At 63.5% G+C, this 23,389-nt stretch carries 33 protein-coding genes, 1 tRNA gene and 1 pseudogene; 21 read left to right on the forward strand and 14 right to left on the reverse strand.

Features of this window, described 5'->3' with window-relative positions:
- Positions 1-18: 18 nt before the first annotated feature.
- Complete coding sequence (locus AB4Z44_RS06025; protein ID WP_404713158.1) at positions 19-255, reverse strand: DUF6356 family protein; 237 nt, start codon at positions 253-255, stop codon at positions 19-21.
- A 199-nt stretch (positions 256-454) separates the two neighbouring features.
- Between AB4Z44_RS06025 and AB4Z44_RS06030 the strand changes: the two genes are divergently transcribed.
- The gene (locus tag AB4Z44_RS06030; RefSeq protein WP_404713159.1) at positions 455-1,708 is read left to right on the forward strand and encodes a hypothetical protein; all 1,254 of its coding nucleotides are present in this window, start codon (positions 455-457) and stop codon (positions 1,706-1,708) included.
- A gap of 169 nt (positions 1,709-1,877) precedes the next feature.
- Here the strand turns inward: AB4Z44_RS06030 and AB4Z44_RS06035 are convergent, their stop codons facing one another.
- Positions 1,878-2,357: an Lrp/AsnC family transcriptional regulator gene (locus tag AB4Z44_RS06035; protein WP_404713160.1), complete on the reverse strand. Its 480-nt coding sequence runs from the start codon at positions 2,355-2,357 to the stop codon at positions 1,878-1,880.
- Between the two features lie 131 nt (positions 2,358-2,488).
- Here AB4Z44_RS06035 and AB4Z44_RS06040 point away from each other — a divergent pair.
- Positions 2,489-2,565 (forward strand) — tRNA-Ile (locus AB4Z44_RS06040).
- A 154-nt stretch (positions 2,566-2,719) separates the two neighbouring features.
- Positions 2,720-4,060 carry a tyrosine-type recombinase/integrase gene (locus AB4Z44_RS06045; protein ID WP_404713161.1) on the forward strand — a complete coding sequence of 447 codons (1,341 nt, stop codon included), beginning with the start codon at positions 2,720-2,722 and terminating at the stop codon, positions 4,058-4,060.
- Position 4,061: 1 nt separating this feature from the next.
- On the opposite strand, the gene AB4Z44_RS06050 is transcribed toward AB4Z44_RS06045, so the two are convergent.
- The 12 genes and pseudogenes from AB4Z44_RS06050 to AB4Z44_RS06105 form a co-directional block, all read right to left on the reverse strand.
- On the reverse strand, positions 4,062-4,271 hold the full coding sequence (locus tag AB4Z44_RS06050; protein WP_404713162.1) for a helix-turn-helix transcriptional regulator: 210 nt from the start codon (positions 4,269-4,271) through the stop codon (positions 4,062-4,064).
- A gap of 150 nt (positions 4,272-4,421) precedes the next feature.
- Positions 4,422-4,610, reverse strand: a pseudogene (locus AB4Z44_RS06055) (ClpX C4-type zinc finger protein); the annotation flags it as partial.
- A complete protein-coding gene (locus AB4Z44_RS06060) occupies positions 4,607-5,275 on the reverse strand; it encodes a hypothetical protein (protein ID WP_404713163.1) in 669 nt (222 codons plus the stop codon). The gene AB4Z44_RS06060 and the pseudogene AB4Z44_RS06055, both read right to left, overlap by 4 nt.
- Positions 5,229-5,609 carry a hypothetical protein gene (locus AB4Z44_RS06065; RefSeq protein ID WP_404713164.1) on the reverse strand — a complete coding sequence of 127 codons (381 nt, stop codon included), beginning with the start codon at positions 5,607-5,609 and terminating at the stop codon, positions 5,229-5,231. Before AB4Z44_RS06065 ends, AB4Z44_RS06060 begins: the two co-directional genes overlap by 47 nt.
- The gene (locus AB4Z44_RS06070; RefSeq protein ID WP_404713165.1) at positions 5,606-5,929 is read right to left on the reverse strand and encodes a hypothetical protein; all 324 of its coding nucleotides are present in this window, start codon (positions 5,927-5,929) and stop codon (positions 5,606-5,608) included. The genes AB4Z44_RS06065 and AB4Z44_RS06070 overlap by 4 nt, the downstream gene beginning before the upstream one ends.
- 133 nt (positions 5,930-6,062) lie before the next feature.
- A complete protein-coding gene (locus AB4Z44_RS06075; protein WP_404713166.1) occupies positions 6,063-6,263 on the reverse strand; it encodes a hypothetical protein in 201 nt (66 codons plus the stop codon).
- The gene (locus AB4Z44_RS06080) at positions 6,260-6,760 is read right to left on the reverse strand and encodes a hypothetical protein (protein WP_404713167.1); all 501 of its coding nucleotides are present in this window, start codon (positions 6,758-6,760) and stop codon (positions 6,260-6,262) included. Before AB4Z44_RS06080 ends, AB4Z44_RS06075 begins: the two co-directional genes overlap by 4 nt.
- A complete protein-coding gene (locus tag AB4Z44_RS06085; RefSeq protein ID WP_404713168.1) occupies positions 6,760-7,011 on the reverse strand; it encodes a hypothetical protein in 252 nt (83 codons plus the stop codon). The genes AB4Z44_RS06080 and AB4Z44_RS06085 overlap by 1 nt, the downstream gene beginning before the upstream one ends.
- Positions 7,004-7,345, reverse strand: coding sequence for a hypothetical protein (locus AB4Z44_RS06090; RefSeq protein ID WP_404713169.1), 342 nt, complete (start codon positions 7,343-7,345; stop codon positions 7,004-7,006). Before AB4Z44_RS06090 ends, AB4Z44_RS06085 begins: the two co-directional genes overlap by 8 nt.
- Positions 7,338-8,048, reverse strand: a complete 711-nt coding sequence (locus AB4Z44_RS06095) for a hypothetical protein (protein ID WP_404713170.1) — start codon at positions 8,046-8,048, stop codon at positions 7,338-7,340. Before AB4Z44_RS06095 ends, AB4Z44_RS06090 begins: the two co-directional genes overlap by 8 nt.
- Positions 8,048-8,593: a hypothetical protein gene (locus tag AB4Z44_RS06100; protein ID WP_404713171.1), complete on the reverse strand. Its 546-nt coding sequence runs from the start codon at positions 8,591-8,593 to the stop codon at positions 8,048-8,050. Before AB4Z44_RS06100 ends, AB4Z44_RS06095 begins: the two co-directional genes overlap by 1 nt.
- Before the next feature lie 197 nt (positions 8,594-8,790).
- Positions 8,791-9,417, reverse strand: a complete 627-nt coding sequence (locus AB4Z44_RS06105; protein WP_404713172.1) for a helix-turn-helix transcriptional regulator — start codon at positions 9,415-9,417, stop codon at positions 8,791-8,793.
- A gap of 128 nt (positions 9,418-9,545) precedes the next feature.
- Here AB4Z44_RS06105 and AB4Z44_RS06110 point away from each other — a divergent pair, with 128 nt between their 5' ends.
- The 18 genes from AB4Z44_RS06110 to AB4Z44_RS06195 all read left to right on the forward strand — a co-directional run bounded on the left by AB4Z44_RS06110 (position 9,546) and on the right by AB4Z44_RS06195 (position 23,389).
- Positions 9,546-9,749 carry a hypothetical protein gene (locus tag AB4Z44_RS06110; RefSeq protein WP_404713173.1) on the forward strand — a complete coding sequence of 68 codons (204 nt, stop codon included), beginning with the start codon at positions 9,546-9,548 and terminating at the stop codon, positions 9,747-9,749.
- Between the two features lie 74 nt (positions 9,750-9,823).
- The gene (locus AB4Z44_RS06115; RefSeq protein ID WP_404713174.1) at positions 9,824-10,765 is read left to right on the forward strand and encodes a CHC2 zinc finger domain-containing protein; all 942 of its coding nucleotides are present in this window, start codon (positions 9,824-9,826) and stop codon (positions 10,763-10,765) included.
- Positions 10,762-12,270, forward strand: a complete 1,509-nt coding sequence (locus AB4Z44_RS06120) for a YfjI family protein (RefSeq protein ID WP_404713175.1) — start codon at positions 10,762-10,764, stop codon at positions 12,268-12,270. Before AB4Z44_RS06115 ends, AB4Z44_RS06120 begins: the two co-directional genes overlap by 4 nt.
- Entirely contained in the window at positions 12,267-12,713 is a 447-nt protein-coding gene (locus AB4Z44_RS06125; protein WP_404713176.1) for a hypothetical protein, read from the forward strand. Before AB4Z44_RS06120 ends, AB4Z44_RS06125 begins: the two co-directional genes overlap by 4 nt.
- Before the next feature lie 433 nt (positions 12,714-13,146).
- Positions 13,147-13,767, forward strand: a complete 621-nt coding sequence (locus AB4Z44_RS06130; protein ID WP_404713177.1) for a hypothetical protein — start codon at positions 13,147-13,149, stop codon at positions 13,765-13,767.
- Positions 13,768-14,160: 393 nt separating this feature from the next.
- On the forward strand, positions 14,161-15,018 hold the full coding sequence (locus tag AB4Z44_RS06135) for a hypothetical protein (RefSeq protein ID WP_404713178.1): 858 nt from the start codon (positions 14,161-14,163) through the stop codon (positions 15,016-15,018).
- Positions 15,015-15,896, forward strand: a complete 882-nt coding sequence (locus AB4Z44_RS06140; protein WP_404713179.1) for an SGNH/GDSL hydrolase family protein — start codon at positions 15,015-15,017, stop codon at positions 15,894-15,896. Before AB4Z44_RS06135 ends, AB4Z44_RS06140 begins: the two co-directional genes overlap by 4 nt.
- 12 nt (positions 15,897-15,908) lie before the next feature.
- Positions 15,909-16,313, forward strand: a complete 405-nt coding sequence (locus AB4Z44_RS06145; RefSeq protein ID WP_404713180.1) for a hypothetical protein — start codon at positions 15,909-15,911, stop codon at positions 16,311-16,313.
- A gap of 126 nt (positions 16,314-16,439) precedes the next feature.
- Positions 16,440-16,649, forward strand: coding sequence for an HNH endonuclease (locus AB4Z44_RS06150; RefSeq protein WP_404713181.1), 210 nt, complete (start codon positions 16,440-16,442; stop codon positions 16,647-16,649).
- The gene (locus AB4Z44_RS06155; RefSeq protein WP_404713182.1) at positions 16,646-16,834 is read left to right on the forward strand and encodes a hypothetical protein; all 189 of its coding nucleotides are present in this window, start codon (positions 16,646-16,648) and stop codon (positions 16,832-16,834) included. The genes AB4Z44_RS06150 and AB4Z44_RS06155 overlap by 4 nt, the downstream gene beginning before the upstream one ends.
- Positions 16,831-17,067, forward strand: coding sequence for a hypothetical protein (locus tag AB4Z44_RS06160; protein ID WP_404713183.1), 237 nt, complete (start codon positions 16,831-16,833; stop codon positions 17,065-17,067). The genes AB4Z44_RS06155 and AB4Z44_RS06160 overlap by 4 nt, the downstream gene beginning before the upstream one ends.
- A gap of 275 nt (positions 17,068-17,342) precedes the next feature.
- Entirely contained in the window at positions 17,343-17,690 is a 348-nt protein-coding gene (locus AB4Z44_RS06165) for a hypothetical protein (protein ID WP_404713184.1), read from the forward strand.
- Positions 17,632-19,437 carry a terminase large subunit gene (locus tag AB4Z44_RS06170; protein WP_404713185.1) on the forward strand — a complete coding sequence of 602 codons (1,806 nt, stop codon included), beginning with the start codon at positions 17,632-17,634 and terminating at the stop codon, positions 19,435-19,437. The genes AB4Z44_RS06165 and AB4Z44_RS06170 overlap by 59 nt, the downstream gene beginning before the upstream one ends.
- Positions 19,438-19,445: 8 nt before the next feature.
- On the forward strand, positions 19,446-20,669 hold the full coding sequence (locus tag AB4Z44_RS06175) for a phage portal protein (RefSeq protein WP_404713186.1): 1,224 nt from the start codon (positions 19,446-19,448) through the stop codon (positions 20,667-20,669).
- A 9-nt stretch (positions 20,670-20,678) separates the two neighbouring features.
- Positions 20,679-21,362, forward strand: coding sequence for an HK97 family phage prohead protease (locus AB4Z44_RS06180; RefSeq protein WP_404713187.1), 684 nt, complete (start codon positions 20,679-20,681; stop codon positions 21,360-21,362).
- Positions 21,363-21,391: 29 nt separating this feature from the next.
- Positions 21,392-22,678, forward strand: coding sequence for a phage major capsid protein (locus AB4Z44_RS06185; RefSeq protein WP_404713188.1), 1,287 nt, complete (start codon positions 21,392-21,394; stop codon positions 22,676-22,678).
- A gap of 58 nt (positions 22,679-22,736) precedes the next feature.
- Positions 22,737-22,976, forward strand: a complete 240-nt coding sequence (locus AB4Z44_RS06190) for a hypothetical protein (protein WP_404713189.1) — start codon at positions 22,737-22,739, stop codon at positions 22,974-22,976.
- Positions 22,973-23,389 carry a hypothetical protein gene (locus AB4Z44_RS06195; RefSeq protein WP_404713190.1) on the forward strand — a complete coding sequence of 139 codons (417 nt, stop codon included), beginning with the start codon at positions 22,973-22,975 and terminating at the stop codon, positions 23,387-23,389. The genes AB4Z44_RS06190 and AB4Z44_RS06195 overlap by 4 nt, the downstream gene beginning before the upstream one ends.

Genomic DNA, 23,389 nt, shown 5'->3' on the forward strand with positions numbered 1-23,389 from the left:
GGCTGGCACGGTCCGAGCTCAGATTTCGTAGTCGGGCCGTTTGCCGTCGCGCTGCGGATCGCGGGTGAGCTTCGCGTGTAGCCGCTTCACCGTCGTGCTGCCGGTCCGCTTGAACAAAGCAGGGACCAGAGCGTGGGTGAAGCAGGCGATCGCGCCCAGCAGCATCGCCGTGCCGAAGCCCGCCGCCACGCGCATGTGCTCACGATAGGTCTCGTCAACGCTGGCGGGATGATCGAGGAAGATGCGGCGGATCATGAACGCGATTCCGGTTGATGGTGATGGGAAACGATCGCATGTCATGACCGCAGGCGCAACGAAACTCGCCTTCCGGGACAAATACAGCCCTGGTTCAGCGCGCTAAGGCCAGGTCTGTGGCTTGCCCCGATGGTGTCTCGCTATTAGGCATACGAACTGATGTGCCGCACGCCGGTCGGCCGAAAGGAGAGAATTCGTAATGAGGATCGTTTCCACGCTGGCGCTTGCCCTCGCGCTGGGCGGCACGGTTGCCGCCACGCCTGCCTTCGCAGCCAAGAAGGAAGAGAAGGCGCCTGCCCAGAAATTTACGCCGGCGGTGCAGAAGGCGCTGATCGCGACGCAGGAAGCCCTGAAGGCAGGCGACACGGCTACCGCAACGGCGAAGATCGCCGAGGCCAAGGCGGCCGGTCTTCAGACCGCCGACGACAAATACATGACCGGAAGCATGGAGTATCAACTCTACCAGAAGACGAAGGACGAGGCGACGCTGGGCGATGCCGTCGAACTGATGATTTCGAGCGGTTCTGCCACCGGCCAGACCCTCGCGCAGCTTCAGTCGATCCAGGCGTCTTTCGCCTATAAGGCGAAGGATTATGGGAAGGCCGCCAATTCGGCGACCGAGGCGTTGAAGGGCGGCTCGACCGAGCCGAGCCTGGTGCCGATCCTGATCGAATCGCTTCAGAATCAGGGCAAGACGCTCGAGGCGCTGACAGCTCTCAACGCCTATATCGACAAGAGCAATGCGGCTGGCCAGCCAGCCCCCCTCGAATGGTTCCAGCGCGGCATGGAAACGGCTTTCCATCCCAATGCGGGCGCCAACGTCGAGGCGGTTCGCGTGCAGGCGGCTGACGTGATGCGCAAGCTTGTCGCGTCCTACCCGACCAAGCAAAATTGGCGGGCTGTCGGGATCAATGAGATCATTCTGTACAAGATGCCGACAGACCAGAAGGTCGATATGTTCCGCCTTCTGCGCGCAACTGACGGACTTCTGAGCGATTCGGATTACCGCGAATATGCCGCCGGCGTGTATCTGGCCTATCCGGGAGAGGCCGCGGCCATTCTCAAGGAAGGAAACGCCAAGGGCGTCGTCAATCTGAGCGGCAAGAACGAAGCCACCGACCTGCTCGGCATCGTGAATGGCAAGACGACGGCCGACAAGGCATCGCTCGCCGCGTCCGACAAATCCGCGCGCAATGCGGCTGACAGCAAGGCGGCGCTCACGACTGCCGATGCTTACGTCACCTACGGCATGTATCCGCAGGCGCTCGATCTTTACAAGGTCGCGCTCGCCAAGGGTGCGGATGCCGGTACGGTCAATCTGCACACCGGCTGGGCGCTGGCCCTGTCGGGCGATGCTGCGGGTGCGAAGGCGGCTTTCCAGCAGGTCACGGGGCCGCGCAAGCCGATCGCCGATCTGTGGCTCGCCCATCTGGATCACCCGACACAGGGTTGATCCGTTCCGCGTCGGACAATGCCGAACGAGAAAGCCGGGCATATCTGCCCGGCTTTTTTGTGCGACGCGCCGAGTGTCAGGCTGGTGCGGAGGCCGGGGTCTCGCGAGAGATGAGCGCGCTGCCGTCCTCTTTAGCCTCCGGGCTGGGCGGCGGCGGCAGACGGACGAGTTACGCCGGATCGACCGGGATGCCGCACGACACCTTGGACGTGCGGATCGTGAGCGACGTCTTGACGCTCGCCACGTTGGGCGCCGGGGTCAGCTTCGAGGTCAGGAACGATTGGAACGACTGGAGATCGTGAGCGACGATCTTCAGGATGAAGTCGATCTCGCCGTTGAGCATGTGGCATTCGCGCACCTCGGGCAATTCGGCGACATGCGCTTCGAACATCCGCAGATCGTCTTCGGCCTGGCTCTTCAGGCTGACCAACGCGAACACCATGATGCCATAGCCAAGCGCCGCAGCGTCGAGTTCGGCATGATAGCCGCGAATCACGCCCGCTTCCTCGAGCGCACGCATCCGCCGCAGGCAGGGCGGGGCGGTCAGCCCGACGCGTTGCGCCAGCGCGACATTGGTGATGCGCCCTTCCTCCTGCAATGTCCCCAGAATCGTACGATCGAGTTCGTCCAGCAGTACCGCCCCAGCCATTGCATCTTCCGCCTAGTTTCCCTGCGGAATCGTATAATTATGTTTCTTTGAAGCGCAACTTGTTCGCTGTAATCGATACGCCATGAAGCGCTTGCCACCCTGGCAGGCGGTCCGCTATCGGCTTTCAGAACGGGCCTGTAGCTCAACTGGTTAGAGCTGGCCGCTCATAACGGCTAGGTTGCGGGTTCAAGTCCTGCCGGGCCCACCATCCGTTCTTTTCATGTCCACCATATGGCACCATTTGTTCCCCTCTGCTAAGGGGGGAACGGATGGATGCTTCTCATATGTTCTCATCCGATTTCGCCGCAGCGCGGACCATCGGGGGGCACGTTGGGGGGCACTGAAACCGAATGGGGGGCATCGTGGCTCTGACCGTGACCGAAGTGAAGAACGCCCAGCCGGCCGCCGCCGATTATAAGCTTGGCGATGAGAAGGGCCTATACCTGCTGGTGACCACCAAGGGGGCCAAGTCCTGGCGGATGAAATATCAATTCGGCGAACCGCCAGCGCCTGGCAAGCGCCCGCCCGAGCGGCGCCTGACCTTCGGCCTTTACCCGGAGGTCACGCTGAAGGAAGCGCGCGATCGGCGCGACGCCGCGCGCGATCTGCTGCGGCAAGGGCTGGACCCGAGCGCGGAAGCCGATCGGCAGCGGAAGGAAGCCGCCGCCGCAGCCGCCAGCGCGACAGCGACATTCAAGGTAGTGGCGGAGGAATGGCACGAGGCCGAAAAGGCCCGATGGTCGCCCGGGCAAGCGCTCCTCGTCATGCGCGCGCTGAAGCGCGATATCTTCCCCGACCTTGGGCACCGGCCGGTCGCTGAGATCACCGGGCCTGATATCCTTGTCGTGCTGCGGAAGATCGAGGCGCGCGGCGCGATCGAGACGGCGAAGCGCGTAAAGGGCTATGTGTCCGACATATTCGAACGCGCGATCGGCGAGCACTATCTGCCCGGCGATGATCCTAAGAACCCTTGCGAGAAAATCGGCAAGGCGCTGCGCCCGACGCCGAAGGGCGCGAAGCAACCGGCCATCACCGATATAGGCGAGCTGCGCCGGCTACAGGCGAGGGTCGACGCGTCGACCGCCGGCCCGCTGGTCAAGCTATGCTCCCGCTTGCTGGCGCTGACGTCCGTGCGAATCGGTGTGCTGCGAACGGTGACCTGGGAAGAGTTTGAGGGGATCGACTGGGACGCCCCCGATTCGCCCGCGCCGAACGCCGTCTGGCGCATCCCGGCGGAGCGGATGAAACTGGAGGTCGAAGAGAAGGGCGACGCTGCGTTTGATCACGATGTGCCGCTACAGCCGCAGGCGGTCGAGGCCCTGCGCGCGGTCCGGCCGCTGACCGGCCGCACCCGCTACCTGTTCCCAAGCCAGCGCACGACGCGAAAGCCGATGAGCGACGCCGCGCTGAGCAAGGTCTATCTGCGGCTCGGCTACAAGGGCCGGCACGTCCCGCATGGCTGGCGCGCGGCCTTCAGTACGATCATGAACGAACGCGCCGTAGATCTGGAGCGTGACGGCGACCGGATAGCGATAGACCTGATGCTTGCACACGCACCGAAGGGCATCAGCGCGTCGGAATATTCCTATAACCGGGCGAAGCATTCGAAGCGGCGCCGCGAGATCGCGAACGCATGGGCGGACATGCTCTGTGAGGGGCTGGCGCCCGCGATGTCCCTGCTGAAGGGGCAGGACCGCGGCTAGGCTATGCGCCTACCGCCGCCTTGTAGCCGGCGGGGTCGGCGACCACCTCGTTGATATCGCTTTCATACCAACCGACCATGCGCGGGCCCATGCGGACGCGCGGCGGGAACGTCCCGGCCGCCTCGCGCCGGTAGATCGTGGCGGTAGAAAAGCCGGTGCGCGCGCGGACCTGTTTGATCCGGAGTAGGCTGTCTGTGCGGCGGTCGGTCATGGCCGGCATACCTCCGAGGAGATCATCAAGAAGCTAAGGGCGCCGATCACGAACGTGCAGACCGACGTGAACAGCATCAGAAAGGCCACGTCGACCCATGTCGGATCTCGGTTCATGATCGCGCCTCCGCGGCCGGCCAGCGCTTGCGCGGGGGAGGGGGCGAGCCCACCCGTCGGCGCGGACGCGATAGCGGGGTTTCGCTACCGCCTCGGCGGTAACGATATCGTTGCAAAGGTCCACGCACTCGTCGCAGATGAACACGCCCGGCCCCGCGATGAGCTTGCGGACTGCGTGCTCCGATTTGCCGCAGAAAGAGCAATGGAGGGTCCGGCCGGTCAACGCACGTTCTCCGGCAAATCAAGCCGGCGGACGTGCTGCGAGGACTTATGCAGCGCTTGGCCGATATCGCCGGGCCCCGCCTCGCAGGCGCGGTCGTCGATCCAGCGCGACGCTGCCCCAAGTCCAGCCTGAAACCCCTTGATGATGCCCTGGCGCTCAATTGATTCGAAATTCTCAGACGAGACGGTCTTGTCTCGGTCGAATGCAGCGCGCTCGATCGCAGCCGAGCAATCGTCAAACGGGGTCGCGTCGGTCATCGGGGTGCGTCCCTCATAAGGTAGCTTGCTATCGGCGAGGCGAGGCGGCCGTGGGATGGGCATCCATGCCAGCGCAGGCGAATTGGACGGTCGACCACCCTTGGTCCGGCTCCAATATCCGCCATACACCTCCACCAGATTGCGTTTCTTCTTGGGCATCGGCTCGTCTGCCAGTGGCACGAACCACCGCGCCGCGGCGACATAGACGGTGCCGTCGGCAGCTAGCGAAGCGATAAGAACCCATGTCCCATCGCGCGGGGCTGTGTAGAGGGGCTGCCACCAGCCGGACCCGTCGATCAGCGCCAGTGCATCCAAGACAAGCTGGGCTTGGTCGACGTGCCCGGCATCGGCGAGCAACTCGCTAACGCGCGGCAGATTGGCCAACAGCATGGGGATAGACACCGTCATGCTGCAGAACCCGCTTCGTCGACCCGGGCGGGACTGAGGGGGGTGAAGCCCCGCCCGGGCCTACCTGCGTCAGGGAGGAAGACGCAGGTATCTCAATCAATTTCACACGGCCGCGGCCTTGGTCGATCCTGATCACCTCTTCGGGCAGGATGTCCAGTATGCGGACCGCAATTGCCTCAACCTCCTCGAAAGTCTGTCGGCGCACGCGGACGGTAAACCCGAAGTCGCCACGGAACGAAGCGGTGTGAGGCCGCAATTCAATCGCCGCATCTTGCGGCACCTGAATTTCGCGCCGATCGATCCCGCCCGGCTTTAGGTCGTGCATCTCGGTCATTTCGAACTCCGGTTGAGGCGGGCCGGCTGCACGGCCGCCCACACGATTGCTTTCTTGCCGCTGGCGTTCGGCCGGCGCTCGCCGGTATCGCGAACCTTGCCGAGCCGCGTCAGTTCGGTGATGCGCGGGCGGATGGACAGGATAGACTTGCCCAGCCGGGCGGCGACCTGATCGGCCGTTAGACCGTTCGACCGCTCAAGCACGTCTAACGCCATCTGGCGGAGGATCGGCGCTGCGGGCGCCATATCGTCTGCAGCCGCGCGCGACGTGTCCCGGTCCTGCGCGCCGGGCGCGTCGGGGTAGGCGAATAGATCGCTCATCGGTCAACCTTTCTCGCCGAGCCGATCGCGCAATATGTGCCGATAAACGCGATTATGATCATGGCCCCGGCGGACGACGGCGGGGCAGCGGCGCCGACCAGCAAGCCGGCACAGATGATGGCTATCGCGCGCCTCATGCCGCCACCTCAGGATTTTCAGAGACGAAGGCGCTAAGGAAGCCATACCATGCGCGAGCCTGTTCCAGGCTCTGTTGCAAGCGCTCTTCCCGCGTGGCCTCGACCTCGCCGGTGTACATGGCCTTCAGCCGCAGGGACGCCGCGTCAAAGGCGTTCCAGGCCAGCTCTACGGCGTTGTTTTTGGCGGCGAGCTTCATGCCTTGTCGCCTTCGGCGCTCGGCTTCGGCTGGTCGTTCTGCCACCACCTGAACACGGCCGCCTTCAGTTCGTCTTCGCTATCGAAGGCGTTCTCGCGTCCGGTGTCGCCGCAGGCGTAGATGCGCCCGTCCGTCTCGACGAACCATCCGTAGGGCGGGTGCAGGTGGCCGTCGTCGACCCCGGCGGGCGTAACCGGGCGGATGATGCCGTCCAGGCACAGTGCCCAGCCGATGAGCGGAGCGGGGGTTACCCACGCTCCCTCGATGTCCGCTGAGACATAGAGCAGTTTGGTGGCGTGGTCGGCTGGCAGCAGCTGAACCGGCCGCTCAAACAGCGCGCTCACCTCGCCGGCATACGCCTCGACCTGCCCCGCGCGCAGGCGGACGATATGGTATCTGTCGCCCGTTGATAGCTCGATAAGCGGGCCGATCTCAGTGATATCCTCCACGCGAAGCGCAAGGGTCCGCGCCCGGAGCGGCTCGAAAAATCCAATCATCAGTTCCACTCCGGATTGTTGGTTTCATACTCGCCGCAGCAGCTTTCGGCGGCCGTGACCGGCCACGCGCTGGCGACGTAGATATTCGCCTCAATGTCTTCGAACTGGTCGCAGCTCGGGCCAGGGAGGGCTCGCCGCAGAAGCTCTACGTTGATCACCGGGGCCCGGCGGCGGCAGTCGCCGATCACAATCCTGCCGTCATTTCTGGCGTACGGGTCCCAAAATCGGCAGGTGTCGCAGCGCTCAGCCATGATCCGCCCCCATCGTCATGCAGCAGGCGAGGATCTGGCGCACAAGACGGCCTACCTGACCTTCCGCGTGCGCGGACAATTCACTCAGGCTGAGTTTGTCGAGATCGGCCGTGTTGTCGCAAAGCGAGCCGACGGCGCGAGCCCGGACCTGAAGGAAGGCGGGAGTGTTCGGCAGGGCTTCGACGAGGTCGCCGATACTGCCGGCGGCGTCGCACCACGCGTCGAGATCTTCGTTCGATATGCCCGGCAAGGTTTGCATTTCGCGTGCGCGAGCATCGGATGCGTCGAACGCCGACATGAGCGCCGAGACGGTATGCCTGAGTAGCTCAGCCATGCTTCACCGCCCGGGCGTCGTTTGCCTCCAGCACGGTCCAGCCGCTGTAAGATTTGCCTAGGATACGCACCGCGCGGCTGATGAGCTTCATTCCCTTCCAGCGCCGTGCCATCGTATGCAACTCGATCAGGGATTCGAGCGCGTCGTCGAGTTGCTCCTCGGTGCGGATATCGTCGCGATGCGCGGGCCAGCAGCCACCGAGTGCGAATCGGCCTTTCGGGTTGATCATCAACCGGCCGCCGTGATCGAGGAACGCGCGCATGGCCTTGAAGACGCGGCGGCGCGGCGCTTTGCGATTGTCGTGGTATTCCCCGCGACTCAGCAGCAGCTTGATTATTGCCGTCCGCTTTTCCGGATCGTCGCCCTTATGCGCCCGGATCGCGTCTGACCAAAGCTTGCGCTGGTCGAATAGGTCGTCGCAAGCGATCCAGCAGCCATGCAGCTCGGGATCTGCATCATCAGCGTCATTCGGCTGCCAGCTAACGCTCGCGCCCGGGGCGCCGAAGCATGTCGAGGTGACATCAAGCCAGACCTCCGCGTAGCTGGCCGGATCGCCGACGGCTTCGTCGAGGAGGGCGAGGAAGTGTTCGAGCGGCGGCAGATCACGAAGGTCAGGCGCCCAAAGCTCAAGCCCGTTGATGATCTTGCCGATCGGGCCCGGCTGCACCTCGTCGGCCGGCACGATGTTATCGATCGCGCCCATCAGTTCGCTCCTTCGATCGGGGAGGGGCGGTACAGGCCGACGATGGGCCCGAGCAGCTTGTCGGCGAGGTGGTCGGGTTCGTACGGGCCATCCGACATCTGCAGCACGCCCCGGTAGACGTTGCGCAGGGGGCGGATGCACCAGCGGCGCTCATCGCGAGGCCAAGGGGCGACGGCTATGATCTCGCGATCGATCCGCATCCGGGGATATTCGCACTTCGCATAGCGATCTGCGAACATCTCAGGGGTGAGTGCATTCGCCGGCCGCTGCCATTCAACCGCGTAGACGCCCCGGCGCAGCGGGTTTCGGTCGAGCCAATCGGCGCTGTAGACCGCGACGTCCCCTGCGCAGAGCAGGGGGGCGCCGATGTTGGTATAGATCGGAATGATACCGAGCCCGAACTCGATCTTTTCGAAGGTGCGGAGGCGTTCGTCGCCGGTTATCGGGCTGATAATGTCCTGTCCGGGGACGGAAACAGCTCGCGCCGCCATGCTGTTAGAAGAGGGCGGAACCCTCGGGGGCCTTGAAACGATCGCGGTGGCCATGAGCCAACCTCCTGCCAGAGTGAAGCAGGCGGTCGGCGGAGGCTCGTTTCCCTTATCCGGGAGCGGACAGCGCGCTTTTCCTTACCTGCACAACGGGTCGACCAATGGCGCCGCCTTGGCGAACGCCTCAGAGCGACCCGATGTGCAGAGAATGAGCGTGCACGCTCAGACAGTCAAGCTTGTTTTTGCGCGTACGCTTATAACTCGCGGCCGACCCATACCGGGCGGCCCATGATGCGCACTTCGTCCGCCTCGACCTCATATGGCGTATAGATCTCGTTGCGGGAGAATATCCGGAGCCAGCCGCGCTTTCCGGGGCAGCGCTCGACCAGCTTCACGACGTAGCCATCACCATCCCACAGACAGAACGAACCTGGCTGCGCCGGGCTGGTATCGCGGCGGTCGATCAGTATCTGATCGCCGTGGAGAAACTCGGGTGCCATGCTGTCGCCGCGCGCCTGGATCATGATCAGGTCGGACGGCCGCGCGCGCAGCTTCTCTTCAATGAACTGGCGCGGAACCAACGTCGTCACCCGATCGCCTTCGCCGGTGCCACCGCCGCCCATGCCAGCATAGGAAGGCAACACCTCGACCTCGATATAAGCACTTCGAATTGCGTCATCTTCACGCTCGAAAACCTCTGGAAATGCTTCCCGCAGCGCAGCAATCGAGGCCGGCTTGAGAGACCAGGCGCCCCGGTCGCTCATGATGCGCGTGAGGGTGGACGCAGCCATTCCCGCGCGCACGGCAATTGCACTGGCGCTTAGGCCTGTGGCCTCCGCGATCCGTGAAATCAGTTCCTTATCCTTGGTATTATCGGCCATGATAGAGCCCTCCGCTTTGCTGCGGCGCGTCATAGCGTGCACGCTAATATCTGTCTCGAAAAAAGATCGTTAACGGGCAATATTGGAGCGTGCTTGCACATGAGCGCGCGCGCTTATATGATGAGCGCATGACGCAAATCGGTGTGGCGGCCCTAGATGCCCGGGCAAAAAAGATCGGCCGTAGCCTTCGGGCGGCCTGCATCCTCGCTGGTGTCGCGGAATCTACCGTGTCCCGGGCCCGCATGGGCGCCGACATGAAGATTGGCACATTCGAGAAACTCAGCAAGGCGCTGGACCAGCTTGAGGGCGGCGCCCCGTCCGAGGCTGAGTAAGCGCCATGGCGGGGGCGCGCCGGGCATCCGGACGCGGCGGGAGAGGGGGGCTCTCCGACGCAGAATTTCGCCGCTTGGTCGATGAGGCCAAGTCCTGCAAGAACCTTTCCGACGTCATCGGGCGTCACACCAAGCTTAAGAAGCGCGGTCCGGTCGAGAGTTTCGGGCTCTGTCCCTTTCACGATGAGCGCTCGCCTAGCTTCGAGGTGAACGACGCCAAGGGGCTTTTCTATTGCCACGGCTGCGGCGCCAGCGGCGACCACTTCAAGGCGCTGACAGCCCTCGATGGGATGACGTTCCGCGAAGCCTATGAAGCGCTGACCAACGACACTTTCCCGACCGTGTCCGAAGAGGAGCGGGCCCGGCAACGCGCTGAAGACGCTCTGATCCGCGCGGCGGCGATCGACGACGCCCGGCTTATGTGGCGGGCTGGCGTTTCGGTCGAGGGCACGCCCGGCGAAACCTACCTGCGCGACATCCGCGGTATCACGATGACGATACCGGACACCGTCCGGTTCGGTCATGTGCCGACAAGCCGCGACGCTGAGACTGGTCATTGGAAGCGGCCGTTGCCTGCGGTGCTCTTCGCCTGCACCGACGATCGAGACGAGATCATCGGCCTGCAGCGGATATTCATCCGCGACGACGGCGGCGGGAAGCGCTGGGATAAGCGATCGAAACTCAGCATCGGTCGCCCGCGAGGATCAGCCGTGAAGCTCGCCCCGGCCGCTGACGAAGTGATCCTATGCGAAGGGCCCGAGGATGGCCTTACGCTGGCGCAGGAATTGTCCGCCGCCCCGGTGTGGGTAGCGCTGGGCACTGCCATGATGCCCGAGGTCCGTTTCCCGGACATCGTGAAGAGGATCTGCATCGCCGGTCAGAATGACAAGGCGGGAAGGGCGGCAGTCGCCGCTTCGGCGGTCGCGCTTGCTGAACGCGGCATGACGGTTCGGACCATGTTTCCCGCCGCCGCATACAAGGATTGGAACGACCAGCTCAGGGGCATCCGGATATGAGCGGGCGTTTCGATGACGAATACCAGCAAAGCGAACCTGCGCCCGGTCAGCCGATTCCCATCACGCCCCGGATAGCCGATGCTGGCGAATATCCTCTCCAGGCACTTGGGCCGAAGCTTGAGGCGGCGGCGCTGGCGATGATCGACAAGACGCAGGCGCCAGCCGGCATCGCCGCCAATTCGGTATTGGCGGCGGCGGCGCTGGCGGTTCAACCGTATATCGATATCCAGCTACCGACCGGCGAGGTCGTGCCGTCCAGCTTATTTATGATCACGGTCGCGGAGAGCGGCGAGCGCAAGTCATCGCTCGACAAGCTGGCGCTGCGCGCGGTCAGGCAACGCGAAAGCGAGATGCGCGAGGATTATGCGCTCCTCCACCACCGCTACAGCATCGACAAGGCGGCCTATGAAGGCGCGCGCAAGAAGGCGACGAGCGGCACCAATAAGAGCAGGCAGCAGATCGCGGAGGATTTAGAGCGGTGTGGAGCGGAGCCTATGGCGCCGATGCAGCCGCTGATCGTGAGCGACGAGGGCACGCTGCAGGGACTGCAGAAGCTCTATGCCGACGCATCGCCAAGCCTGGGGCTATTTTCCGACGAAGGCGGCCAATGGCTCGGCGGGCATTCCATGTCTGAGGAGAACCGCGGCCAAACTGGCGCCGGTCTCTCTAAATTGTGGGACGGCTCCCCGATCAAACGTGTCCGCGCTGGCGACATCACGACATTCTTGCCCGGCCGGCGCCTGTCGCTTCACCTGATGATCCAAGGCAGTTTCGCCAAAAAGCTATTCGGCGACCCCGTCCTTAAATCTCAAGGCCTGCTGTCGCGCTTGCTGATCTGCCAGCCGCGATCGACCAAGGGCGGCCGATTCTGGCGTGATCCGGACGCCAATTCCGACCTTGAGCTCGATAAGTATAGCGCGCGCATCTACAAGCTCTTGTCCGAACCGATGCCGATGAACCCCGAAACGCGTGAGCTGCGGCCCACCGTTATCGGCTTCACTCCCGAAGCCCGCGCTATGTGGATCGCGTTTGTCGATGCGGTCGAAAGCGACCTCGCGCCCGATGGGAAGCTGGAGGAGATTAGCGGCTTCGCCGCAAAACTCCCCGAGCATGCAGCGCGCATCGCCGCGGTCATTACCTTCATAATGGACCGCACCGCCACAATGATCAGTGATCGAGCGCTGGCCAATGGCATCATCCTTGCGAAATTCTATGCTGATGAGGCGCTGCGCGTGATCGGGATCGGCACTGCCGACGAAGATACGGAGAATGCGTCCACCTTGATCGCGTGGATCAAGAGCAAGGGCCTGCGCGTCGTCGGCAAGCGCTTCCTCAGTCTTAACGCGCAGCCCCGAAGCCTTCGCCCGGCGCCGGTCCTGACACGCGCGATCGATATGTTGGTCGAACACCGCCACCTCCACAAGATGCCGGAAGGCGGCAAGATGGCCGGTGATCCGAAGCACTACCGCGATGCGTACACGGTCAATTCGGACGATGAACAATGAGCGGGCTGGATAGTTTCGACCCGCAGGCCTTCATCCGCACCAAGGCGCCGGCGCCAGCGGAACGCACGGACGACGCATCGCTACCCATGGACTGGCGCCGCGGCTTGGCGCGCCTGGCTGAAATGGCCGCGCCGGACGGCTGGACACGCGACGCGTGGCCGATCGTCCAGGGTGATGCAGAGCGCTTCGCCATCTCGTGGGCACACGAGGCAATCCGGCTGGGCTGGTCGATCGGAAGCCTATTCGGGTTCGATCCTGACCAGCCATACGGCTTCACCGGCCTAGTGGTCGCCCTGCGCGGTGACCGCGTGGTTGATATGTTCAAGGATGATCTCGGGCGTGATGTCGCGGCCATCAAAAAGGTAACTGGCGGCTACCGCTGGCACTATCGGCACATGCCCGACGAAGCCGCGCCGATCTGGTCGTTGCGGGGTGCGCGGTGATGCTGTCGCTACCTGTCGCTAACTGTCGCCAATTCCGTTCAGGATCGACGTTCGGCACCAGCCTGTTGCCAAGTGTCGCTAGGTGTCGCCCTAGTGTCGCTAGTGGTCGTTCATCTTGTGTAACGCGCTGTTTTCAAACAGAAAAGTGCAATTTCGGCGAACAAGTGTCGCTAGGGGTAGCGACACTTTGGCGACACTTTGGCGACAGCTCGGCACCAGCGCGGGAACAGGCAGGGAACGGCCGACAGAGATGCGATAAAAAACCCGCCAGCGACAGGGTCGCGGCGGGGTGCTGGGGCATGGGGGAGGGGGGTGCGCGCTTGCGCGCTTACCCCCTCCGCTCCCCAAATGCAAGCCCCCGGCGGGGGGTAGGGCGAGATCGCAAGAAAGCGAAAGTTCGTGGCCTGTCGACAATCAAAGGGGTTTTGACGCGATGACGACTATTGCCGACCAACTCGGGCTGGCGCGTCAATCTGTCGCACCAATGCCGACAACCCCGCCGCAGCGCTGGTGCATCCTTCGCACCTCGCCGGGCCGTACCCTGTCGCTGGCGAAATCGCTTGCTGGCGCCGGCTTCACGATCTGGACGCCGTCTGAGGTCCAGACGCGCCGGAGGCCGCGGACCAGGACGGTGCGCGAGGTTGACGCGCCCATCCTGCCGTCGTTCGTCTTCGCCTCTGCCGATCGCGTGCACGACCTGCGGCGCATCACCATGCTGGAGATGAGCCCGCACCCGCAATTCTCGATCTTCCAGCACGGCGGCAAGGTACCGCTGATCGCTGAGCGCGAATTAGCGCGGCTGCGGGCAGAGGAAGCGGACGCGCAGAGGCGTTCGGCCCTGAAGCGAGCGGAGCGCGCAAGGCGAGAGCGCGGCGCCCGGCCCAAGGCGGCTATCCCGATCGGCCAAAAGGTCGACGGGACCGGCCCATGGTCGGGCCTGACCGGCACGGTGACCGAATGCGACGGGCGCACCGCGATCGTCCTTTTCGGCGGTATCCTGCCCGTAACAATCGACGCTTGGAAATTGGCCTCCGGTGAGGTAATAGCGGCGTAGCTCGGTAGGGCACCGCCGCATGAGCGGCTTGATGAGAAGGCAGGGCGGGAGCCCCCACCATCACAACCGCGAAAGCGGTTTTTAGAAACGCGCCCATAGTTCATCGTGCCCCGCCATCGTGTGGGGCCTTTCGCATTTGGCGGAGGCGCGAATGTCAGACGAGCGTTTGACCGTAGCCAGCCAACGCGGATCGAGACTGACGCGAGGCCAGCAAATCGGTTCGCGGGCGACGGTGGGCTATCGGGAAGGTGGCCAGCCGATTCCGTTCGATCCTGAGGCGGCGACACCGCCGGCCAATCTCGGCAATCCTGATGCGTGGATGGTGGGGGATATGCTTTGAGCGATCATCAGTTCCTCTTCCGCGACGCGAACAACGTAAAGAGCCCTCGTGCCATGCGGGACAGCCCGGCCGGCGGCCTCTCGGGCTATTTCGCGCTCGACGCGGATCACCTGGCGGCGCTGAAGCCGCGACCGCGGCTGATCATGATGCCGTTCGACTTCCGCCACGACAAGGCGACCGCGGGCGGCACGGCGACGACCGCGCTTAGCGGCAACCTCGTCAGCAACCCCGATCGCACGCAAACCGGCCTGACGGTCACTGTGCCAGCCGATGCGGGCTGGGCATCTTACGCGGTCATTCGCAGCACGAGGCAGGGGAGCGCGATCGGCGTTCGCCTCGATCGTTCAATCGGGAGCCTCAATCTCGCCACGCCGTGGGGCGTCTATGTCGATCGCCAGCCGATCGAGGTAGATTGGAGCCAGAACGTCCAGCTTTCCACGCAGACCGCAAATCAGGATAACGGCAACGTCCGCAACATCCTGTTGGGAACCGACTTCGGCGACGGCGATCACGAAGTTATCATCATCATTCCCGGCGGCACGGCGCAGCAGGTCGTCACCTTCCACGGCTGGCTGGCTGATGCGGCTGCGGGCTATCGTGAGCCTGCGCAGGGCTATGATATCCAGGCGGCGCAGATCACGACCCCGGCGGGCAGCCCCTATCTGGTGGGCCCGAATAGCGGCATCAATCAAGCGTTCGTCGGCTTCTACTATGTCAACCTGACGGCCTCGCCGATGACGGTCAGCGTGCTCGGTGCGACCACGACGGCGGTTCAGCCGAATCCGCTGATCACCTTCAGCGTTGCGGCCGGCGCGAACGGCTATCACGCGCTCCCCGGCCCCGTTTACGATGGGTTTCAGGTTCTTTCGAGCGCAGCCCTCACCATTACGCCCGTGAGCCTGATGCAATGACATTTTACAAATGCGATATCGGCGATAGCCTCACCGACGCCAACGGCGCCTACGGCCTCACCCCGGCCGATTATCGCACCTATCGGCTCAAGCAGCTGATCGACGCGGCGTATCGGACCAACATCCTTGTCCGCAATTTCGGTGTCGCCGGGCAGACGTCCGCGCAGATCCTCGCGCGGGCTTATGCGCAATTCACGTTTAAGCGGGTGCCGGACCTGATCAGCATCTACGCTGGCGCCAACGACCCGCTCTTGTCGACGACGGTCAGCGGTAGCGCGACTACGACTTCCATTCCGCTGGCGGCGCAGTCCGGCTTCAATGCCGGCGACGGCATGGCGGCCGGCGCTTCGGTCATCATCGGCGGACAGTCGCGGATCATTCAATCGGTGTCGGCCGGAACTATCACGCTGACGCAGCCGCTTTCCGCTGCCCCTGCGAATGGCGCGACCGTCACGATCGACACGCGCGCGAACATCGTTGCCATCGTCCAGCTCGGCAAGTCTGCGGGATGCAGCCGCTTCATCGTGCACGAGATGCACATGAAGAATTGGTCGGCCGGCGGCGACGATCTGACAAGCGAGGATGCGACCTATGGGCCCATCCGCGTGCAACAGCGCCTGGCGCGGGCCGATCTCCTGGCTATATCCGGGATCGACCTCGCCTATGTCGACAATCTCACGGCGATGCGCGCGCTGATCAATAGCGGCGCGGAGGCGCTGCACAGCAATTGCTGGGCCACCTTCGCGAATAATCAGCATCTGAACTGCATTCGCATGCGCGGCGGCACGAAGAAGGGCGGGCAAGACGTCCTCGCTGATACCGAGTTCGCCGCCATCCAGGCAAAGGCCGCATGGGTAGCCGCGATCAGGGCGGCTTGAGCGGGGCGCGATATGACAGCGATACCGAGAGCGGCCATCGTCTTCAGTCAGACATTCGACCCGAAGAGCATCCTGCCGTACCAGCATGAAGTCTCGCGGGTCGGCGACCCCGACGCAAGCACTGATCCGGAGAGCCTGCCGATATTGGCGGCCGATGAAACGATCGATACTTTCGAACTGGTCCCGAGCGAAGAGGCCCTTGAAAAGGGGCTCTACCTTCTCGACACCGCCGAATACTTCACGACCATCAGCGATCGCACCATCCAGTTCTGGCCAGCCATACAGGATGATCGGAAGAATGATCCGCTGTTCACGCCCGGCACGGTGCGCCTTAGCCTCGACCTTACCTTTACCACGACCGCTACCCCGCCGAACGTCTGGCACTATACGCTCGTGCTGAAGGTCGGCGGGCAGTGACCGGCCAAGAGCCTGCCTTCCCGCCCTCCTAACCTTCGTGGTCGCAAGCCCGGTGCGCGGAAGCCCTCAGGCTTCAGCAAGCGCGAGAGCCGGCATGCACGAGGCTATGGCCGCGCTCATGAGCTGATGCGGGCTCAGGTGCTGAGTGAGGAGCCCCTATGCCGCGTCTGCCTGGCTGCGGGTCGGGTGACGCCATCGACGATCGCCGACCATATCAAGGCCAAGGCTGAAGGCGGCACGGACGATCGCGAGAACTATCAAGGGATCTGCCACCCCTGCCATGTGGTGAAGACGGCACGCGAGGCAGCACGGGCAAGACTGAGGAGTAGACCATGAACGATATCGAAATGCGGTTCAGGTGCCTGGAGCTGGCGTTGCCCATCGTGAACCGCACCGGCGGCAACAAGCTGGTGGAGCTTGCGACGGCGCTGGAAAACTATGTGCGCGGCAAGGCTCCGTCCGCACCCGCACCCGCACCCGCACCCGTAACCGAAGAGCCCGAGCCCGAGCCCGAGGCATGACCGCCACCACCGACCTGCCACCTGTCCGCGTGGCGATGTCTCAGGCCATGCGAACCGCCACCCTCAAGGTGGTGGTGACCGGACGCAAAAGGGCGAGGGTCCGGAACTGGCTGGGCGTCCGGATGCTGGTCGCCGCCACCGCGGTCATCGGGTGCAAGGTCGATGTCGTGTTTCAGTCCGAAACGGACCAAACCGGACCCGAATATTGGCGCGAACGTAAGAATGTTGCGTGAGACGGCACGAAATGGTCGAGATCGAGCACGAAATGTGCGAAATCGGGGTGTGTTAGTCGGATAGGGCGGGGGCGGGCAAAAAATGGGGGACGGAGAGCTCTGGGACCGCGCGTGGAGTCTAATTTTAGCGCGTGCGATTTAAACTTTCCGAACCCTATAAAATTCATGCGAATTGACGCACGATAATTGCGCGAGGCCATATGAACCGAGGCCGAAAGCCCGAACCGCCGAGCACGAAGCTTGCGCGCGGCACGTTCCAACCGATCAGGGACGGCGTGAAGACCGAGATCATCGTTCCCGGTGATCCGCCGATCATGCCCGACTATTTGACGCCAGCCGCGATATTGGTGTGGCAGGAAACCATAGGCCGCGTGATGGCCGCCGGCATATCCGAGGCGGATAGCTCGCTTTTCGCCCGCTATTGCTCGCTGGAGGCTGAAGTTCGCATCGCGTTCAAGTCGGGCGGCGACCTGCCAAGCGCCGCCTATCTGACGAACCTACGCCAGATGGAAGAGCTGCTGCGCATCGCCGGCCCTAAGAGCCGTATCGGCGGCGGGAGTGCTGATGGCGCGAAACCAGGCAATCGCTTCGCACGTAACGGCGCCCGAGCCCGAATCGCGTGACTTCGCCGCCATCGCCCTGGCCTATGCCAAGGCGGCGGCGGCGGATAAGAAGCAGGTCAAGCATTGCAAATGGGTTCGCCTCGCGGCGCAGCGTCACCTTGACGATCTCAAGAGATCGAAGAGGAAGGGTTGGCCATTCCGGTTTGATCCTTGGTACGCCAACGACGTCTGCGATTTTATCGAGGGACTGCCGCACGTAGAGGGCAAGTGGGAGACCCCCACTCTTTACCTTGAAGCGCCGCAGATATTCATCCTGGCGATGGTGTTCGGCTGGCGCGACAAGGCGACCGGCCTTCGTCGCTTCACCGACACCTATATCGAGATGGCGAGAAAGGGCGCCAAGTCGACGTTGACCGCGGGCGTGGTGCTCTACTGCACCACCTGCGAAGACGAGCCCGGGCCGCTGGTGCTGATCGGCGCGACGACCGGCGCGCAGGCGCAGAAGGTCTTCAACCCGGCGAAGCTGATGGTTCAAAAGACCCCGGACCTGCAGGAGCAATTCGGCCTTAAGGCTTGGGCCCGCGCGATCACCTGCGACGTCAACGGCGGCACGATCCAGACCATCAATTCGAAGTCGGCGACGCAGGACGGGCACAATCCCCACCTTGCGGTTCTAGACGAGCTCCACGCCCATAAAGATCGCGGTCTCTATGACGTCGTGCATTCCGCCGACGGCGCGCGCCGCAACCCGCTCTATTGGAAGATCACGACCGCCGGCTACATTCTGGACGGCGTCTGTTATGAGCAGCGGACCTTCACGACCAAGATGCTTGAAGGCGCGTTCGTCGCCGATCACGTCTTCGGCATCATCTTCACCCTGGACGGCCCGAAGGATTTCACGCCCGAACGGACGGTGGGCGACGACCCTTACGATGAGCGGAACTGGTGCAAAGCCAACCCGCTGATGCCGGTCACGCCAAGTCTCGCATCGATGCGCCGCCTGGCCGTGAAGGCCAAGGGCGCGCCCGGCGAGGAAGGCGAGTTCTTCACCAAGCGTCTAAATCGGTGGATGTCCGCAGCATCGGCCTGGCTCAGCGTCCCGCAGTGGATTGCCTGCACCGATACTAGCCTAGAGCTTTCGGATTTCGAGGGGCTCGATTGTTATGTCGGCGCCGATCTGGCGCACAAGAGCGATCTAACCGCGGTGTCGCTGGTGGCGGTCACCGATGAAGATCAGCTCTTGGTCAAGACATGGTTTTTCCTGCCTGACGCCGTGCTGAAGCGCGAAGGGCAGTCCGATCGCAACAACGTCACCCTTTATCGCCAGTGGCACAAAGCCGGGCATCTGACGCTTACGCCCGGCGACTGGGTCGATCAGGACGCCGTTGAAGCGCATATCCGAATGCTCGCCGGCCGGCTTCGCGTCCGTCGGGTCGTGTTCGACCATTTCGCCGCAGCCGAAACCATGGCTTCGCGCCTGAACGAGGATCTTGACGACGGCGGCGAGCCGATCGCGTCGATCCTGCACAAGAGCGCGAAAGCCGTGACGGACCCGGCCAAGAATTTCGAGGCACGCATAATCGGCGGGCCGCACCTGATCCGCCACGATGGCAACCCCGTGATGACCTGGTGCATCGGCAACGCCGTCGTCACCCGTCGCGTGGACGGAACCATCCTCCCGAAGAAGGAGACACCAATGTCGATGAATAAGATCGACGGTGTCGATTCCACCGTTAACGCGCTGTCGCCTATCGTGATGCCGCAAGAGGATGACGATGCCGCCGCCCTGATTGCGAGCCTCGCATAATGGGGTGGATGAATAATCTCGTCGACGGGCTTAGCGGCATCCTGCGCTTGGGAACCCGCGTCAGCGCCGATCGCGGCGGGACCGCGAACGCGGCCGGCGAGTACATCACCGACACTACGGTATTGAGCATCGCCGCAGCATGGGCCTGCATCAACCTCGTGGCCGGCACAAGCGCAACGCTGCCGCTGATGGTCTATCGGAATATCAAGGGCGGTCGCGAGGTCGCCACCGACCATTGGCTTTATCGCATCCTGCATGACGACCCGAACGCCGATCAAACGGCGGTCGACTTTTTGGAATATACCTGCGTGGCGCTGGAGCTGCGCGGCAACGGCTACGCAGAGAAGCTGCGCGGCGCGGGTGGGCAGGTCATCGGGCTAGATCCGATTCCGCCGGGCATCGTCAGCAAGTCGCGCCGCGAAGACGGCATGATCGAATATCGCTGGACGTGGAACGGCAAGTCGCGCCGCGAGACGAGTGACAACGTCCTGCATATCCGCGGCTTCGGCGGCGACCCGATGGGCGGCATGTCTCCGCTGGAAATGGGCGCGGAGACCTTCGGGCATGCGCGCGCCCTTTCCCGCGCGTCGGCGTCGATATTCCGCAATGCCATGCGCCCGAGCGGCGTTTGGCAGACTGCCACGAAGCTGACCTCGCCACAGATCGAGGAGATCGAAGGCCGCCTCGCCGCCAAATATCAGGGCGCGACCAATGCCGGCCGGCCGCTGGTCATGGGCAACGACCTGAAGTGGCAGCAGCTGAGCATGACGCCCGATGATCTGGAGATGATCGCGGGTCGCCAGCTGAGCGTGGTCGAGGTTTGCATGATCTATGGCGTTCCGCCACACATGATCGGCCATACTGCGGGCAATACGCAGCTCGGCAGCAGCATCACGGAGCAAACCCGCGCGTTCGAAAAATACACGCTCCGCCGCCGGCTGAAGCGCATCGAAGCATCGCTGCGCAAGCAGCTGCTGACGCCCGAAGATATCGCGCGCGGCATCACGATCGAGTTCAGCATGGAAGGGCTGTTGCGCGGCTCCTCAGCAGAGCGATCGGCCTTCTATAACGCCGGCCTCGATAAGGGCTGGCTGAACGTCAACGAAGTTCGGGCCTGGGAAAACCTATCTCCGGTGCCGGGCGGCGATATCAACCGCGTCCAGATGCAGAACGTACCGCTGACCATGACGGCTACGCCAACGACCATCAACGCAACACCACCGGCAGAATAGGAACCCTCCATGGATCTGCTGACAAAGAATAGCGGCGTTCGACTCGACATTAAGTCTGTCGGCGACGATGGCACTATTGAGGGCTACGGCTCGATATTCGGCAACGTCGACAGCTATGGCGAAATCGTCCTGCCCGGCGCCTTCACGCAATCGCTCGTTGACGCGAAGCGCAAGGGCAACCGTATCAAGATGCTTTGGCAGCATGATAGCACGGTGCCGATTGGCGTATGGGACGACCTCGCCGAAGACGCCAAGGGCCTTTGGGTAAAAGGCAAGCTTGCGATCGGCGATGGCACCCCGCAGAACCCGGGCGTGACCGCCGCGAGGGAGGCCTACGCGCTCCTGAAGGCGGATGCGATCGACGGCCTTTCGATCGGTTACCGCACGATCAAGGCGGAGCCAGCGGCGGGCAAGCCTGGCATCCTCAATCTGGTGACGCTCGCCCTGCGCGAAGTTTCGCTCGTGACCTTCGCCGCGAACGATCGCGCGCGGGTCGAGAGCGTGAAGCATACCATTGCGGCCGGCAATCTGCCGACCGTTCGTGAGTTTGAAGACTTCCTGCGGGATGCAGGCGGTTTCTCAAAGAGCCTTGCCGCGGCAATCGCCGCCAAGGCGACGCCGCATCTTCGGGGGGAGCCCGAGGCGAAGGCGGACGATGACCTGCGCCGCTTCCTGAAAGCGATGGGCGCCTGACCTTCCACACCTATTCCCGGAGACCCGAAATGAATACTCGCTACCACGCGGGCACCGCTGTGCTCGGCGCGATGACTGCTGCCGAACGCGCCAAGGGCCGCTACATGCGCGCGCCGGACCACGAAACCGGCACCAAGACGGCTGAGCAGCTCGCCGACGATCTGCGCAAGTCGATCGACAAGAAGCACGACGACGTCATGAAAAAGGCCGACGACGCGCTCGAAGAGGCGAAGAAGTCCGGCACGCTCTCGGCCGAAACGAAAAAGTCCGTCGACGAAGCCCTGACCGGCATCGGCGTGCTGCGCGAGCAGCTTGCCCAGATCGAGCAGAAGATGGCCCGCAAGCCCGGCGAAAATGACGGCGAGGTCAAGTCCTACGGTGGCCAGCTGGTCGAAAACGAGCGCTTCAAGAACTATGTGAAGAACGGCGCCGACGGCACGTTCCGCGTGGAGCTGAAGAACTCGGTCCAGGTGAAGGCGATCACCGCCGCGCAGGCCGCCGCATGGAGCATGCGCGACCCCACCATCACCTCCTTGCCCCGCCGCGAGATGACGGTGCGCGACCTCCTGACCGTCGTGCCGACCACGAGCGGTTCGGTCGACTATGCTCGGCAGACCACCCGCACCAACAATGCGGCGGTGGTTGCGGAAGGCACCACGAAGCCGACCAGCGCCTATGTTTGGGAGCAGGTCAACGCGCCGGTGCGGACCATCGCGCACCTCGCGAAGCTGACGCGTCAGGCGCTGGAAGATGCGGTCCAGCTGCAAGGCGAGGTCGACAGCGAAATGCGGTACGGCCTGGCTATCGCGGAGGAAACCGAGCTGCTGAGCGGCGACGGTACCGGGCAGCACTTGACCGGCCTTATCCCGAACGCCACCGCCTATTCGGCTCCCATCGTCATCGACGGCCGCAACCGCATCGACGTGCTGCGCCTCGCCCTCCTGCAGGCAGAGCTTTCGCTTTACCCGACGGATGGCATCGTCCTGAACCCGACGGAATGGGCCGCAATCGAGCTGACGAAGACCGGCGACGGCGCCTATGTCTTCGCCAACCCGATGCAGCTGGCGGGCCCGCGCCTTTGGGGCAAGCCGGTCGTGCCGACCGTGGCAATGACCGCCGGCAAGTTCCTTGCCGGCGGCTTCAAGCTGCAGACGCTCTATGACCGGATGGCGCCGGAAGTCGTCATCGCTTCCGAGAACAGCGATGACTTCGAAAAGAACCTCTACACCATGCGGTGTGAGGAACGCTTGGCGTTGGCGATCAAGAAGGCGCTCGCGCTGATCTACGGCGACTTCGCCGCGGCGATGGCGGGCTAATCGCTCGCTCGATCAGGGCGGGGCTTCGGCCCCGCCCATTTTCAGTAGGAGAAGCATCATGGCCGATCTGGTCAAGTATAGCGTCGCGCGCGCCCATTTGGGCGATCGTCTGACCGATGACGGTGTTGTGCAACACCATTTCCAAGAGGGCGAAAGCCGCGAAGCGAACCCCGGCGTGGTCGCGCAGCTGGTCAAGTCGGGCGTGCTGGTCGACCCGTCCGCAAAGGCGGAAGGCAATTCCGCGCAGAACAAGGCCGACCCCAACACGGGCGGCAAGAATAAGGCGGCTGCGAAGTGATCCGGCGCCCCAACCCTAGCACGCTGATCGCCAGCCCCACCGACGTCGTCGACCTTGGTGGGCGCGTCGCCGGTGCCACGTTCATCGTTGGCGCCAAGTCGGGCAACACGCGCCCTATCGCGGTCCAGCTGGTGGACGGGCAGGGCAAGGATATCGCCGCGCGCGCGGCGGTGCAGATTGCCGTCCTGGCGGATGCCAATGGCGACGCGTTCGCCGCCACTGGCGGTTCGACCGGAATTGCCGTCGGCACGGACGGGGCCTTGCTCCCGATCGTCGCGAAAAAGCTTTTCATGGCGATCAGCGAGGCCGACGGCGACATCGACCTGACGTGGACCGATACCGCTTCGGAAGTGGCATATCTCGCCGTTATCGTCGGCGGGAAGCTGTCCATCAGCGCAGCGCTGACGAACTGA

The organism is Sphingomonas sp. MMS24-J13 (genome assembly GCF_044905095.1).
Classification (GTDB): domain Bacteria; phylum Pseudomonadota; class Alphaproteobacteria; order Sphingomonadales; family Sphingomonadaceae; genus Sphingomonas_I.

Excerpts from the sequence above, each read along its gene's own strand:
- AB4Z44_RS06025 (WP_404713158.1), bottom strand. The coding sequence starts at position 255 with ATGATCCGCCGCATCTTCCTCGATCATCCCGCCAGCGTTGACGAGACC.
- AB4Z44_RS06030 (WP_404713159.1), top strand. The coding sequence starts at position 455 with ATGAGGATCGTTTCCACGCTGGCGCTTGCCCTCGCGCTGGGCGGCACG.
- AB4Z44_RS06035 (WP_404713160.1), bottom strand. The coding sequence starts at position 2,357 with ATGGCTGGGGCGGTACTGCTGGACGAACTCGATCGTACGATTCTGGGG.
- AB4Z44_RS06050 (WP_404713162.1), bottom strand. The coding sequence starts at position 4,271 with ATGACCGACCGCCGCACAGACAGCCTACTCCGGATCAAACAGGTCCGC.
- AB4Z44_RS06060 (WP_404713163.1), bottom strand. The coding sequence starts at position 5,275 with ATGACGGTGTCTATCCCCATGCTGTTGGCCAATCTGCCGCGCGTTAGC.
- AB4Z44_RS06065 (WP_404713164.1), bottom strand. The coding sequence starts at position 5,609 with ATGACCGAGATGCACGACCTAAAGCCGGGCGGGATCGATCGGCGCGAA.
- AB4Z44_RS06070 (WP_404713165.1), bottom strand. The coding sequence starts at position 5,929 with ATGAGCGATCTATTCGCCTACCCCGACGCGCCCGGCGCGCAGGACCGG.
- AB4Z44_RS06075 (WP_404713166.1), bottom strand. The coding sequence starts at position 6,263 with ATGAAGCTCGCCGCCAAAAACAACGCCGTAGAGCTGGCCTGGAACGCC.
- AB4Z44_RS06080 (WP_404713167.1), bottom strand. The coding sequence starts at position 6,760 with ATGATTGGATTTTTCGAGCCGCTCCGGGCGCGGACCCTTGCGCTTCGC.
- AB4Z44_RS06085 (WP_404713168.1), bottom strand. The coding sequence starts at position 7,011 with ATGGCTGAGCGCTGCGACACCTGCCGATTTTGGGACCCGTACGCCAGA.
- AB4Z44_RS06090 (WP_404713169.1), bottom strand. The coding sequence starts at position 7,345 with ATGGCTGAGCTACTCAGGCATACCGTCTCGGCGCTCATGTCGGCGTTC.
- AB4Z44_RS06095 (WP_404713170.1), bottom strand. The coding sequence starts at position 8,048 with ATGGGCGCGATCGATAACATCGTGCCGGCCGACGAGGTGCAGCCGGGC.
- AB4Z44_RS06100 (WP_404713171.1), bottom strand. The coding sequence starts at position 8,593 with ATGGCCACCGCGATCGTTTCAAGGCCCCCGAGGGTTCCGCCCTCTTCT.
- AB4Z44_RS06105 (WP_404713172.1), bottom strand. The coding sequence starts at position 9,417 with ATGGCCGATAATACCAAGGATAAGGAACTGATTTCACGGATCGCGGAG.
- AB4Z44_RS06110 (WP_404713173.1), top strand. The coding sequence starts at position 9,546 with ATGACGCAAATCGGTGTGGCGGCCCTAGATGCCCGGGCAAAAAAGATC.
- AB4Z44_RS06120 (WP_404713175.1), top strand. The coding sequence starts at position 10,762 with ATGAGCGGGCGTTTCGATGACGAATACCAGCAAAGCGAACCTGCGCCC.
- AB4Z44_RS06125 (WP_404713176.1), top strand. The coding sequence starts at position 12,267 with ATGAGCGGGCTGGATAGTTTCGACCCGCAGGCCTTCATCCGCACCAAG.
- AB4Z44_RS06130 (WP_404713177.1), top strand. The coding sequence starts at position 13,147 with ATGACGACTATTGCCGACCAACTCGGGCTGGCGCGTCAATCTGTCGCA.
- AB4Z44_RS06135 (WP_404713178.1), top strand. The coding sequence starts at position 14,161 with ATGCGGGACAGCCCGGCCGGCGGCCTCTCGGGCTATTTCGCGCTCGAC.
- AB4Z44_RS06140 (WP_404713179.1), top strand. The coding sequence starts at position 15,015 with ATGACATTTTACAAATGCGATATCGGCGATAGCCTCACCGACGCCAAC.
- AB4Z44_RS06145 (WP_404713180.1), top strand. The coding sequence starts at position 15,909 with ATGACAGCGATACCGAGAGCGGCCATCGTCTTCAGTCAGACATTCGAC.
- AB4Z44_RS06150 (WP_404713181.1), top strand. The coding sequence starts at position 16,440 with ATGCGGGCTCAGGTGCTGAGTGAGGAGCCCCTATGCCGCGTCTGCCTG.
- AB4Z44_RS06155 (WP_404713182.1), top strand. The coding sequence starts at position 16,646 with ATGAACGATATCGAAATGCGGTTCAGGTGCCTGGAGCTGGCGTTGCCC.
- AB4Z44_RS06160 (WP_404713183.1), top strand. The coding sequence starts at position 16,831 with ATGACCGCCACCACCGACCTGCCACCTGTCCGCGTGGCGATGTCTCAG.
- AB4Z44_RS06170 (WP_404713185.1), top strand. The coding sequence starts at position 17,632 with ATGGCGCGAAACCAGGCAATCGCTTCGCACGTAACGGCGCCCGAGCCC.
- AB4Z44_RS06175 (WP_404713186.1), top strand. The coding sequence starts at position 19,446 with ATGAATAATCTCGTCGACGGGCTTAGCGGCATCCTGCGCTTGGGAACC.
- AB4Z44_RS06180 (WP_404713187.1), top strand. The coding sequence starts at position 20,679 with ATGGATCTGCTGACAAAGAATAGCGGCGTTCGACTCGACATTAAGTCT.
- AB4Z44_RS06185 (WP_404713188.1), top strand. The coding sequence starts at position 21,392 with ATGAATACTCGCTACCACGCGGGCACCGCTGTGCTCGGCGCGATGACT.
- AB4Z44_RS06190 (WP_404713189.1), top strand. The coding sequence starts at position 22,737 with ATGGCCGATCTGGTCAAGTATAGCGTCGCGCGCGCCCATTTGGGCGAT.